Origin of the sequence: Leptothoe sp. EHU-05/26/07-4, assembly GCF_043421015.1 — a bacterium.
GTDB lineage: Bacteria > Cyanobacteriota > Cyanobacteriia > Phormidesmidales > Phormidesmidaceae > Leptothoe > Leptothoe turfae.
Window position 1 is genome coordinate 1107244 of the sequence record NZ_JAXSQV010000007.1, and the last position, 12516, is coordinate 1119759.

The following is a 12516-nucleotide window of genomic DNA, read 5'->3' on the forward strand; positions in this document are numbered from 1 at the left end:
CCTGGGTGCGAGATCACTTCAGTAGCGATTATGTCTTTTTGTAAAGAATGGTCTTGACTATTGATGCTAGCAGCTATTTGTTCGTTTGCTCTACCTGAGCTAGCTGTTCTTCTAGGTGAGCTACCTGCTGTTGAAGTCGCTTTAGGGTGCGATGCATCTCGGGCAGGCGATTGTAGATAGCTGAAGATTTTAGATAGGTGCGATAAGGACTGGCAGGAATGCCCATCATGATGCTGCCGGGGGAAACATTGCTGTGGAGGCCAGCCTTAGAGCCCGCCTGGGCACCTTTGCCAATTTTGGTGTTGTTGGCCACGCCGACCTGGCCTCCCAGCACGACTAAGGACTCTAGCTCTACCCCTCCAGCCAGGCCTACCTGGGACGCTAGTATGCAGTTATCGGCCAGCTGGCAATTGTGGGCCACCTGTGTCAGGTTATCTAACTTGCTATTGCGACCAATGCGAGTTTCTCCAACAGCAGGACGGTCTATGGTGGTATTGCAGCCTACTTCGACATGGTCTTCTAGTACGACAATGCCGGACTGGTGCATTTTCTCCCAGCCCTGGGCTGTTGGCACAAAACCAAATCCCTCGGAGCCAATCACCGCTCCGGTATGGATAACACAGTGGGCTCCTACCTGAGCACGTTCATGGATAACACAGTTAGCATGGAGTGTTGTGCCGTCGCCAATACTAGCGTCGGGATAGATGACTACCTGAGGGTGAATGCACGCGTTGTCACCGATGGTGGCTCCAGCATGGATGACGACATAGGGGCCAATGGCCACGTTATTGCCAACCTTGGCTGTGGGGGCAATGATCGCTGTGGGATGGATGCCAGGGGAGAGCTGAAAAGGCTGGTAAAACAGTGCGATCGCACGAGCAAAGCCCAGTCTGGGCTCGTGAGTACTAACCCAGGCAATGCCTCGCTCTATGGCCTGGGCTTGCAGGGCTTCATCGACGGGCAAAATCAGTGCCGCATTGGCTGTCTGCTCGATGTAGGGGGCAAACTTTTTGCCTTCAACGTAGCTAATGGTGTCAGGCTGTGATTCTTGAACTGCGGTGACCCCAACGATGTTCGGGTTAAGCTCTGGCTGAGACGCTAGGCTTGATGTCTCAGCAATGCCCAGTTGCTCTACTATCTCGCTAAATCTCATGGCTGCCTCGTTTGCTCACTGACGTCTCAGCGACAGGCTATCAAAAAATTGCCTTTTCTAGAAAAGTAACGCATTCTACATGGGTGGTTTGGGGAAAGAAGTCCGCAGGCTGCACCATGGTTAGGCCATAGCCATTGCTGCATAAAATCTTTAAATCCCGTGCCAGGGTAGATGGGTTGCAACTCATATAAACGATGCGGTTAGGGCCGATCTCTACTAGCGTTTCTAGAACGATGCGATCGCAGCCTTTTCGGGGGGGGTCTAGCACTACAACATCAACAGGGCTAGACTGCTGAGCACTGATTTCTAGCAACAGCTTTTCCACGGCCCCAGCAAAAAACTCCGTATTCTTTAGCCCATTGAGTGCCGCGTTTTGACGGGCTTGTGCGACTGATTCCGGATGAAATTCAATCCCCACACAGTGAGCAGCACGCTGGGCCAGGGGAAGAGACAACGTGCCGATGCCGCAGTAGGCATCAATGACAGTTTCATTACCCTTCAGGTTTAGGTGCTCTAAAACCAGACTCACCAAGGTCTCGGCTTGAGCCGTATTGACCTGGAAAAAGGTAGTTGGCTGAATGCGCAATCGTAGACCTAAAAATATCTCCTCTAGATAGAGTCGGCCCGCTAAGCAACGGGTCTCTTCCCCAAATACCTTGTTAGTGCGTTCCGGATTGATATTGAGACATACGCCCACCAAACTTGAATGCTCAGAGAGCCACTGGTCAGCCTGCCCTTGAACATTTGGTAGATACCCTGTGGTGACTAACGTCAGCAACGTTTGGCCCGTATTTTGGCTAACCCGAAGAGCTAAATTGCGAAGTCGACCTTGGTGTTTTTGTTCGTTATAAAGGCTCCACCCTTGTGCTTTGATCGCCTCTTTAGCATCCACCAGCAAAGGATTCAGGCTCTCATGCTGGATTGGACACTGATTTAAATTTACAATTTGATGGGTGCCCCGACGATAGTATCCGGCTTTGACCGTGCCTCCAGGGCCTCGAGCTAAGGGATAGGTGACCTTATTTCGATAGGCTAACGGGTTTGGGGCCCCTAAAATTGGCCTTATAGGAACCGTCTCAAAGCCACCAATACGTTCTAGAGCAGACTGAACTTGAGACTCTTTTGCTTGCAGCTGTTTTGAGTAAGCCACAGCTTGCCACTGGCAGCCGCCACATTTATCCGCCACGATGCAGACAGGGCGGATCCGATCTGGCGATGGTTCAAGAATTTGCAGTTTTTTCCCATAGCCATAGGCGGGTTTTAACCGTGTAAGCCTTACTTGCAGAGTATCTCCAGGAACCGCATCTGTGACAAAAACTACTCGATCTTGCCAGCGACCTACACCATCACCGCTGTTACTCAGATCATCAATTTTCAAGTCGATCACCTGCCCCTGTTGCCACAGGGACTTGTCTACTAGTGAAGTCATAAGGCTGCTCGCGTCAGGGATCGAAAAATATTTGCTACCGGCGGGGTTTTAATTCTATGACAAGCCCTAAAGTTCGTGACATTGTGACCAGCTTGAATGGTTTACCGGATTGTTTGTAAACTCTCTTAACATAGCTCTCAGGCTAGAACACGCAACCAGTTATTATTCAGAGGATAAAAATCTTTTGAACCGGGCCAAGTATCTCTTTCCTTGTGTGCCCCAGAGTCGTTACACTGTAGTTATTACGAGTCACCGCATTCACTAAGCTATGTCTGTCGTTAGCCAAGTAATTCTCAACGCCGATGATGAGCTGCGCTATCCCACCAGCGGCGAGCTCAGGGGTATCCAAGATTTTTTGCAAACTGGCCCTCAGCGCTTAGTAATCGCGCAAAAGCTGGCTGAAAATGAAAAAAAGATTGTAGATAAAGCCAGTAAGGCCCTATGGCGTCGACGTCCTGATTTTATTGCGCCAGGTGGTAATGCTTACGGTCAAAAGCAACGGGCACTTTGTTTGCGTGACTATGGTTGGTATTTACGCCTGATCACCTATGGCATTATTGCTGGTGACAAACAGCCCATTGAAAACATTGGTTTAGTGGGTGTGCGTGAGATGTACAATGCCCTTGATGTACCAGTGCCTGGCATGGTTGCCGCTATTGAATGCTTGAAAGATGCATCCTTAGGTCTACTGACTGAGGCTGAAGCTGCTGGGGCGGCTCCTTACTTTGACTACATCATCCAAGCAATGTCGAGCTAAACCGCTTACCCTTCACTGGTGGTGTAAGTTGCCTAATTGAATAATGTGAAGCGGGGAGTACATTTGATCGTATTTCCCGCTTTATTTTAGGTATGCTAGGGGCGCTGTGATCAATCAATGCCCCTATGGTGTCTGGTAAGCAACGTCGTCGAGGCTGCAAATTAGGCATGGTGGTTAAGTCAAATTCCCACTGTGATTATGTAGTGCAGCTAAATACGGATAGAGATGTCATTGAGCCGCCTGCCGTTAGTGATTACGGCTTTGGACAGTTTGTCACCCTAGAAACCGATGAGCAGCATTGGGCTGTGGGCATTATTTATAATTCGCAGTTGTTTAACCCGGCTTTTTTGAACAGCGGTCCTCAACTGACGGGTGCTCCAGACCCGATGTTTACTCCGGACTTGATTCAAGAAACCAAAACCTTATTAAATGTTGTGCTTGTGGGTAGTTTGGTGAATCAGGGCAGATTAACCTATGGCCAGCATGGAATTCCACGTCATGTAGTGCCTGTAAACACCCCTGTCTATTGCATGGATGATAAAGGTCGTCATCAGTTTCACTTGAATGTTGATAAACGCCCACAGTTTAGATATTACGGTCATTTACTGAACTGCGGTGGCACCTTTGCGACTCAGCTAACTCAACAAGTGTTAACTGAAGTGAGTAACTCAGGCCTCTTTACTGATGCCGATCAGCGAGCATTACAGGTACTTTGCAAAGAGCTGACCTGGAAAAATACGTTAGGTGCGATGAGATAGGTCTCTGAGGCCGTTGGATGTCAACATTTACAGACATGTGTGATCCATATCAAGAAAAATGTGATCAAAAGTGATCAAAATCACAGGTTCATGATGATTGAGATCGCTATCACCCCTCCCTAAATTCAGCATACTAAGGATGACTCAACTCTAGCCGAGTCATCTACAGGGAACACACAACCAGCCGATAGAACTCGCGGGAGTTCTGTCGGTTTTTTTTTGAGGGTATGGGTAATAGGCCGTGGAGAGTGGAGAAATAGGGTTTAAGATCAAACACTGTCACCCTTTGTTCACTCACTTAATTCCTATTGATGTCTACAACTGCATCCACCTCAATTCCGTGTTCTGCTGAGGAAATTGCTGCTGAAGGCTTAAAACCAGGCGAATATGATGAAATTGTCCAACGTTTAGGACGTCATCCCAATAGGGCTGAGCTGGGCATGTTCGGAGTGATGTGGTCAGAGCACTGCTGTTACAAGAATTCGCGACCCTTATTAAAGCAGTTTCCCACTGAGGGGTCTCGCATTCTGGTTGGGCCTGGAGAAAATGCTGGTGTTGTGGATGTGGGCCATGGACAGCGGTTGGTGTTCAAAATTGAATCCCACAACCATCCATCGGCTGTAGAGCCTTTTCAAGGGGCTGCCACGGGTGTAGGGGGAATTTTACGAGATATTTTTACCATGGGAGCCCGGCCAATTGCCGCTTTGAACGCACTGCGGTTTGGTGCGTTGGATGACCCCAATACGCGACGGATTTTTGCTGGTGTAGTCTCAGGAATCTCTCACTATGGCAACTGTTTTGGGGTGCCCACTGTGGGCGGCGAAGTCTATTTTGATCAGGCCTATGCGGGTAACCCTTTGGTAAATGCCATGGCCATTGGCTTAATGGAAACGAAGGAGATTGTAAAATCCGGTGCCTCAGGCATTGGTAACCCAGTGCTGTATGTGGGCTCCACCACTGGACGAGATGGTATGGGTGGGGCAAGCTTTGCCAGTGCTGAGCTGACGGATGAATCTGAAGCTGATCGTCCGGCGGTACAAGTGGGCGATCCGTTTCTAGAAAAGTCTTTAGTGGAGGCCTGTCTGGAAGCATTTAAAACGGGGGCTGTGGTGGCTGCGCAGGATATGGGGGCTGCGGGTATCACCTGTTCCACATCTGAGATGGCTGTCAATGGTGGCGTCGGCATTGAGCTCGACCTGGACAAAGTGCCTGTGCGAGAAACTGGCATGGTCCCCTACGAATATTTGTTGTCAGAATCCCAAGAGCGCATGCTGTTTGTAGGGCAAAAGGGTCGTGAGCAGGAGCTGATCGACATTTTTGAGCGCTGGGGGCTCCATGCGGTGGTGGCGGGTAAAGTGATTCAAGAGCCGATCGTGAGGATTTTATTTCAGGGTAAGGTCGCTGCTGATGTGCCTGCCTCTGCCTTGGCAGATAACACACCGCTGTATGAACGCGAAGTTTTGGCGGAGCCGCCTGCCTATGTACAAACGGCCTGGGCTTGGCAAGAGAGTAGTTTGCCCGACTGTTCAGCAGCGGGTATCGATGGTAAAGCTTGGAGTGATGTCATGCTGACACTACTCGGTACACCAACAATTGCTTCGAAACAGTGGGTGTATCACCAATACGATCATCAGGTGCAAAACAACACGGTGATGTTGCCTGGTGGGGCAGATGCAGCAATTGTGCGACTACGACCTTTGGAAGGGGCTGAGGGGGCTATCAGTAATTCTGGTGTGGCTGCTACTACCGATTGCAACCCTCGTTATGTATATCTCAACCCTTATGAAGGCGGTCTGGCAGCCGTGGCTGAGGCTGCTCGTAATCTGAGCTGTGTGGGAGCAGAACCCATTGCTGTGACGGATAATCTGAACTTTGGCAGCCCTGAAAAACCGGTGGGCTACTGGCAGTTGGCGGAGGCCTGTCGCGGTCTAGCGGATGGCTGTCGTGAATTTGATACACCTGTAACTGGTGGTAATGTGTCGCTTTACAACGAAACAGTTGATAGTGAGGGTAACCCTCAGCCTATTTATCCCACCCCCGTGGTCGGCATGGTCGGTGTGATTGATGATTTAGATAGGGTTTGTGGTCAAAGTTGGCAAATGGCTGGTGACCAGATTTATTTACTGGGAACCCCATTGGGTGAGGACGGTGACGGGGCTATGACTCTGGGAGCTTCGGAATACCTCAAGCAAATCCATGGTCAGGTGGCAGGGCGTCCACCCAAGGTGAATATTGACCTGGAGTTAAAGGTTCAGGCAGTCTGTCGCCATGGTATTCGCCAAGGTTGGGTGACATCGGCCCATGATTGTGCAGAAGGTGGATTTGCGATCGCACTCGCTGAATCCGCCATTGGCGGCAACCTTGGAGCAACGATCACCTTACCCAACCTGGAGCAGCGTTATGACACCTTGCTGTTTGGTGAGGGGGGGCTCGCATTGTGGTTACTGTTGCTCCTATTCACCAAGCTGCTTGGGAAGCTTATCTCAGGCAGCAACTAGATCATGCCTGGGGAATCATTGGTACTGTAACCGCTGCTAATACGCCCCTGGTTATTCAAACATCTGATGATCAACCCTTGATTAATCTGGATGTTGCCACCATGGCCGATAGCTGGCGCTACGCTATAGAAAGAGCCCTGGATGTGTAACAACATAAACAACATAGATTAATCTGATGGACCGACACCCTTGCAATTGGTTTCGGGTGTTAGGATCATGTTAATTAAGAAAATATTAAGTCATTCTCTCAAGTCTCTACCTGGTTTTCTCACCTGTGTGCGTCTTGAGCCCATCACTCATTAGTCGCTTCTTTTTGTTGTCGTTAACGCTAAGCGGACTCAAGATGCCTCTCCCAACCAATAATATTGTTTCCCAACCTTCTACCGTGCATGTTCATCCCGACAAACCAGAAGAAGCCTGTGGCGTATTTGCCGTCTATTCACCCACAGACGATGTTGCAACGCTGACTTACTTTGGTTTGTATGCATTGCAACATCGTGGTCAAGAATCAGCTGGTATTGCCACCTTTGACCATGGCAGTATTAATGTTCACAAAGACATGGGGCTTGTTTCCCAGGTATTTGATGAGGATGTATTGCAGCGCTTGCCTGGACAGTGGGCCGTTGGCCATACCCGCTATTCCACGACTGGGTCTAGTCGAGTTGCCAATGCTCAACCTGCCATAGTGTCTACTCGCCTTGGAGAGATGGCGTTAGCCCACAATGGTAATGTGGTCAACGCTAGCAAACTACGCGAAGAACTGCTTGAACGCAACCATACTCTGCTCACCACTACCGACACAGAGGTCATTGCGTTGTTGATGGCAGATGCCGTTAATGATGGCAAAGGATGGATTGAGGCAGCCATTGATGCCTGCGAACGGTGTCAGGGAGCTTTTAGCCTTGCGATCGCTACCCCTGAGGGGATTTTAGCAATCCGCGATCCGAACGGCATTAGGCCCCTTGTCTTCGGCTACTTTGGCGATCATGATCCTCAAAATGGGCCTGGGCAGTATGCGGTTGCATCTGAAACCTGTGGCTTAGACATTGTAAACGCCCACTACATTCGTGATGTGCAGCCTGGTGAGCTGCTCTGGATTAGTGAAACCGGTGTTAAGTCATTGCAATGGGCCCAGCCAGAACGCCGCCTGTGCATTTTTGAAATGGTCTATTTTGCACGGCCTGATAGCGTGTATCACGGTGAGAGTTTATACAGCTATCGCAAGCGTTTAGGTAATATTCTGGCCAAGGAGTCACCAGCAGACGTCGATTTGATTATGCCAGTCCCTGACTCTGGTATTCCGGCAGCTATTGGATTTGCTGAAGCTTCCGGTATTCCATATGCAGAAGGATTGATTAAAAACCGATACGTTGGCCGTACGTTTATTCAGCCAACCCAAATGATGCGAGAAGCTGGAATCCGTATTAAGTTGAATCCCCTACGAGATGTGCTGGAAGGAAAAAGAATTTTATTGGTAGATGATTCTATTGTTAGGGGAACTACCAGCCGCAAAATTGTCAAAGCTTTGCGAGATGCCGGTGCTACAGAAATCCACATGAGGATTTCATCCCCACCCGTTACCCATCCCTGTTTTTATGGCATTGATACAGATAGCCAAGACCAGTTAATCGCTGCCACAAAATCTGTACAAGACATTGAAGCCCAAATAGGTGTGGACACGTTAGCTTATTTGAGCTGGCAAGGAATGTTAGCAGCGACTCAACAGGATACTACAACATTCTGTTCTGCCTGCTTTACGGGAGATTATCCGGTAGAAATTCCTGAGATGTTTAAGCGCTCTAAACTTATGCTTGAGAAGACCCCAGTTAAAGCTTGACCTTGTTTAACGATGTTTTTAGCCTATATTTACGATTAATCAAAGGCTAAAAACATCGTGATTTCTACCATATTATTTTCGTCCAAAATATATACTTTTATGTCGTCGTATTTATGGCGTCGAAGCCTAATAAAGTAATTGCCTGGGCTGATATGTATAGATATCTAGAGCTTTTATCTAAGTGCGCGTGATTAAACTGGGCGATAGAGTGCGAATTTTATATCCCAAATATGCTGCTGGTCAAACAGGTACTGTCTTGGAGCAAGAAACTCTTGAGGATGGCTCTAAAACAGGACACTGGCTGGTCAAAGTTGATGGTGAACGATATATGATTCTGGCTTTGCTGCCGAAGGACATGAAAGTATTACGTTAATTACTACGTTTGAAGCTACCTGTTTTGAACATCTATGCATTGTAAAAAAGCAAAAAGGCTCCGCTTCTGCGGAGCCTTTTCATTAGATAACTAGGTTATCAAACTTAGAAGCTGAAGGTAGAACGGATGGCACCGTAAAGGCTGTCATCATCACCATCAAGCTCACCGTAAATTACAGCAGGAGTCAGAGTCCAGTACTTGTTGACTTGAACAGAGTAGTAAGCCTCAGCTACTTCGTTATCATCGAAGTCTTCAGAGTAGTAGACACCAGCGGCATTACCAGTACCTAGGAAATCACCAAAGGCAACACCAGCCTGCCAGCTCTCATCACCATCTTGGTCAGCGAAGTAACCGCCGATTTCGAACCCGCCAAAGTCAAGATTTAGAAGACCTGCGATAATTTCTTCTTCACCGTTACCATCGCCAGTTTCACCATCCATGTAGACGATGGCAGCATCAATCAAGCCATCGCTTAAGTAGTTCAACTGAACAATGTATTCATACTCGTCGAAGACACCCTTGTCTGCATCCTGACCGCGGCCAGTTGCATAACCAGCATCAAGAATGATGTTGTCAGTGAAGGCAATGTTGAAGCCAACACCAAGGGATTCGCCACCTACACCAAGCTGGTCATAGAACTGAGGACCACCGTAGTCAGCAACGCTAGGACCATCGAAAGGAACGATAGTGCTGGTTACAAAATCATCAGAAACAGTGCTGTTAGCGGAGATGATTGCAGAAACACGGCTGCCGATGGGGAAGGAGTAGTAAACATCATCCAAGCTGATGTCATCCTGATCATCGTCAGGACCACTTTGGCTGGCTAGACCGCCTGCAGCCTGACCCAAGGAGCTAGTACCTTCACCACCACGGTCACTAGCCTGGAAACGAATACGTAAACGGTCTTCGCCAGTGAAGCTAGTGTCAAAGTTCAAACGAGCACGATACTCAAAAGTAGTCTCGTCTTCGTCGTTAGGAGCATCGAAAGGTACTACCAAGTGAGCGTCCAACTGACCTTTCAATTTGGTAGTAGTAGAGAATTGGTTAGCTTCTAGCTCAGCTACATCAGCTTCTAAAGTATCAACGCGACCACGGATAGTAGCTAGCTCGGCAGCAAACTCTTCCTGTAGGCGACGAATGGTGTCAAGCTCAGTTTCATCAACACCGTCAATTAGCTGAACGATTACGTCCAAGCAAGCGTTTAAGCCAGCAGCGAACTCATAGCGAGTCATTGCGCGGTTACCACGGTAAGAACGGTCGGGATAACCCTCAAGACAACCATACTCTTCTACTAGGCGCTGCAGTGCAGTGTAGGCCCAGTCAGAAGGAAGAACGTCAGAAAGCTCGGAAACGCTAGTAACCTGAGCTAGTTGAATGGAGTCAGAGTTGCTTAATGCGTCAACGCTAACAGTCTCAGCAGCAAAACCGGAACTGGAAAGAGCAGTACCCAGTACAAATGGGCTAGCCAATAAGGCTTTCCACAGATTAGACATTATTTTAGTTCTCCTCACACCTAGGAAGAAAATGAGCGGTCAGCAAAATAGCTGAGCCACATTGATTTATCTTGCCTGAATTACAGAACCTATGCAACCTTGCCCTAAGACAATTCGCTTATGCTCTGTAATTACCTAAGGCTAATGCTAGCAGATCTCTTTAGGAAGAGCTAGCTACGTAGACTACCTTTTTACCAACTGATAAGTTGGTTGATAGCTAACTCTAGACACCCTAGTCCAGATTTTTCTTCAGAGGAAGATTTCTTATGCCAGTTGGGAGAGTGTCTGGCCATGCCAGTTGGGATAGCGTCTGATCTATGCCAGTTGGGATAGCGTCTGAGCCAAATTAAAATCTTGCTGAGTCAGGCCCCCTGCATCGTGAGTGGTGAGGCTAATGATCACTCGATTATAGGAAATTGAAATGTCAGGATGATGGCCAGCTGCCTCAGCTGGTTCAACTACTTTATTGATATAGGCAATTGCTTCAATAAAGTTCTTGAAGGTCAAAATCATTTGGATTGAAGTGTCTTCAAGGGTCCAGTCGGGCAATGTGGTGAGGCGAGTCTGGATTTCTGTAGAGCTGAGGAGTGTGGGCATATATAGGGCACGATGATGGCACTTTACTAAAAATAATATTAAGTGCAAATCATATAAGTTAAGTGCCTTTAAAAAACTATCCGCTCCTATCAGGGAAGTGCCGAAGCAACTTCAAGATAGGAGCGGTCTAGTGGGGTCTTAGGTTGAAACCAGACTGCCGGAAGGAACCCTAGCGCATCAGTTTCAAAGATGAAGCTAATTCTAGAGAACAGCCCCGGCACACAGCCGGCTCACGTCAACCTGAAGACCCATGCATTTACAACTACTTTCACTCATGGGCATCACCTCCTTATCCCTAAACGGTTTTAGTACCAGGAGCACTTAGTGCTTGTTGAAATATAGCACAGGTCTTAGGGGAAAGGGATAAACGCTAGACAGCGAATAAAAAAGCCCCCAACTTGATAGATTGAGACCTTTTTTATTCAATACTCCAAGCTCTTATAGAGCGTTACCACGTGGCAGTACCTCTTCGGGGAATACAAACTTCTCGTGGGGCTGGTCCTGAGGAGCCATCCACGCACGAATACCTTCGTTAAGCAAGATGTTCTTGGTGTAGAACGTTTCGAATTCAGGGTCTTCCGCGGCGCGGGTTTCCTGGGAGACAAAGTCGTAGGCGCGGAGGTTCAAGGCGAGACCGACGATGCCGACGGCACTCATCCAGAGACCGGTGACGGGGACGAATAGCATGAAGAAGTGCAACCAACGCTTGTTGGAGAAAGCGATGCCGAAAATCTGAGACCAGAAGCGGTTCGCCGTCACCATGGAGTAGGTTTCTTCCGCCTGAGTGGGTTCGAAGGCGCGGAAGGTGTTGGCCCCTTCGCCATCTTCAAAGAGGGTGTTTTCCACGGTGGCCCCGTGGATGGCACAGAGGAGTGCGCCCCCGAGGACGCCGGCAACGCCCATCATGTGGAAGGGGTTGAGGGTCCAGTTGTGGAAGCCTTGCAAGAAGAGCAAGAAGCGGAAGATAGCGGCCACACCGAAGCTGGGAGCAAAGAACCAGCTGGACTGGCCGAGGGGGTACATCAAGAACACGGAGACGAAGACAGCGATGGGAGCTGAGAACGCAATCGCGTTGTAAGGACGTAGCCCGACGAGTCGAGCGACTTCAAACTGCCGGAGCATGAAGCCAATCAGAGCGAAGGCTCCATGGAGAGCGACGAAGGCCCAGAGTCCGCCGATTTGACACCAGCGAACGAAGTCACCTTGCGCCTCGGGTCCCCACAACAAGAGCAGGGAGTGGCCCATGCTGTCAGCGGGGGAGGAGACAGCAACTGTCAGGAAGTTGGCACCTTCCAAATAGGAAGATGCGAGTCCATGGGTGTACCAGGACGTAACAAAGGTGGTACCAGTGAGCCAGCCGCCAATGGCCAAGAAGGCACAGGGGAACAGCAGCAAACCGGACCAACCAACAAAGACAAATCTATCGCGCTTGAGCCAGTCATCGACGACGTCGAAGACGCCTCGATCGGCTCCAGCACGGCCCATTGCAATGGTCATCTCAAACCCTCTAGTGTGATTTTTTCCAAAGCAGTAAAGATAGGTATTTTGCTACTGAGGCGAACGAGGGCACGAAAATAAAAAATGTAAATCCGCACTGCGGAATAATGCCTTGGGTATTCGG

At 49.0% G+C, this 12516-nt stretch carries 9 protein-coding genes and 1 pseudogene; 5 read left to right on the forward strand and 5 right to left on the reverse strand.

The window, feature by feature from the left end:
* Positions 1–73 precede the first annotated feature (73 nt).
* Positions 74–1153 carry a UDP-3-O-(3-hydroxymyristoyl)glucosamine N-acyltransferase gene (lpxD, locus tag U2F10_RS29350; RefSeq protein WP_499868430.1) on the reverse strand — a complete coding sequence of 360 codons (1080 nt, stop codon included), beginning with the start codon at positions 1151–1153 and terminating at the stop codon, positions 74–76.
* A gap of 40 nt (positions 1154–1193) precedes the next feature.
* Positions 1194–2582 (reverse strand): 23S rRNA (uracil(1939)-C(5))-methyltransferase RlmD, encoded by a 1389-nt coding sequence (gene rlmD / locus U2F10_RS29355; RefSeq protein ID WP_163699438.1) that lies wholly within the window; start codon positions 2580–2582, stop codon positions 1194–1196.
* Between the two features lie 268 nt (positions 2583–2850).
* On the opposite strand from rlmD, the gene U2F10_RS29360 reads away from it, so the two are divergent.
* From U2F10_RS29360 to U2F10_RS29380, 5 genes and pseudogenes are all read left to right on the forward strand, one after another.
* Complete coding sequence (locus U2F10_RS29360; RefSeq protein WP_163664743.1) at positions 2851–3339, forward strand: allophycocyanin subunit alpha-B; 489 nt, start codon at positions 2851–2853, stop codon at positions 3337–3339.
* 125 nt (positions 3340–3464) lie between these two features.
* Positions 3465–4097, forward strand: a complete 633-nt coding sequence (locus U2F10_RS29365) for a DUF8166 family protein (protein WP_163664745.1) — start codon at positions 3465–3467, stop codon at positions 4095–4097.
* A 311-nt stretch (positions 4098–4408) separates the two neighbouring features.
* Positions 4409–6744: pseudogene (gene purL / locus U2F10_RS29370) on the forward strand (phosphoribosylformylglycinamidine synthase subunit PurL).
* A 194-nt stretch (positions 6745–6938) separates the two neighbouring features.
* Positions 6939–8432: an amidophosphoribosyltransferase gene (gene purF, locus U2F10_RS29375; protein ID WP_163699313.1), complete on the forward strand. Its 1494-nt coding sequence runs from the start codon at positions 6939–6941 to the stop codon at positions 8430–8432.
* A gap of 181 nt (positions 8433–8613) precedes the next feature.
* Positions 8614–8805 carry a hypothetical protein gene (locus U2F10_RS29380; RefSeq protein WP_163664752.1) on the forward strand — a complete coding sequence of 64 codons (192 nt, stop codon included), beginning with the start codon at positions 8614–8616 and terminating at the stop codon, positions 8803–8805.
* A 104-nt stretch (positions 8806–8909) separates the two neighbouring features.
* Here U2F10_RS29380 and U2F10_RS29385 read toward each other — a convergent pair whose 3' ends face one another.
* The 3 genes from U2F10_RS29385 to psbD form a co-directional block, all read right to left on the reverse strand.
* Positions 8910–10298 carry an iron uptake porin gene (locus U2F10_RS29385; protein ID WP_163664762.1) on the reverse strand — a complete coding sequence of 463 codons (1389 nt, stop codon included), beginning with the start codon at positions 10296–10298 and terminating at the stop codon, positions 8910–8912.
* 315 nt (positions 10299–10613) lie between these two features.
* The gene (locus U2F10_RS29390) at positions 10614–10895 is read right to left on the reverse strand and encodes a 4a-hydroxytetrahydrobiopterin dehydratase (RefSeq protein WP_163664764.1); all 282 of its coding nucleotides are present in this window, start codon (positions 10893–10895) and stop codon (positions 10614–10616) included.
* Between the two features lie 438 nt (positions 10896–11333).
* Positions 11334–12392: a photosystem II D2 protein (photosystem q(a) protein) gene (gene psbD, locus U2F10_RS29395; protein WP_006518024.1), complete on the reverse strand. Its 1059-nt coding sequence runs from the start codon at positions 12390–12392 to the stop codon at positions 11334–11336.
* Positions 12393–12516 lie beyond the last annotated feature (124 nt).

What these genes read in the sequence shown, in the direction of transcription:
- lpxD (WP_499868430.1), bottom strand. Translation starts at nt 1,153, where the DNA reads ATGAGATTTAGCGAGATAGTAGAGCAACTGGGCATTGCTGAGACATCA.
- rlmD (WP_163699438.1), bottom strand. Translation starts at nt 2,582, where the DNA reads ATGACTTCACTAGTAGACAAGTCCCTGTGGCAACAGGGGCAGGTGATC.
- U2F10_RS29360 (WP_163664743.1), top strand. Translation starts at nt 2,851, where the DNA reads ATGTCTGTCGTTAGCCAAGTAATTCTCAACGCCGATGATGAGCTGCGC.
- U2F10_RS29365 (WP_163664745.1), top strand. Translation starts at nt 3,465, where the DNA reads ATGGTGTCTGGTAAGCAACGTCGTCGAGGCTGCAAATTAGGCATGGTG.
- purF (WP_163699313.1), top strand. Translation starts at nt 6,939, where the DNA reads ATGCCTCTCCCAACCAATAATATTGTTTCCCAACCTTCTACCGTGCAT.
- U2F10_RS29385 (WP_163664762.1), bottom strand. Translation starts at nt 10,298, where the DNA reads ATGTCTAATCTGTGGAAAGCCTTATTGGCTAGCCCATTTGTACTGGGT.
- U2F10_RS29390 (WP_163664764.1), bottom strand. Translation starts at nt 10,895, where the DNA reads ATGCCCACACTCCTCAGCTCTACAGAAATCCAGACTCGCCTCACCACA.
- psbD (WP_006518024.1), bottom strand. Translation starts at nt 12,392, where the DNA reads ATGACCATTGCAATGGGCCGTGCTGGAGCCGATCGAGGCGTCTTCGAC.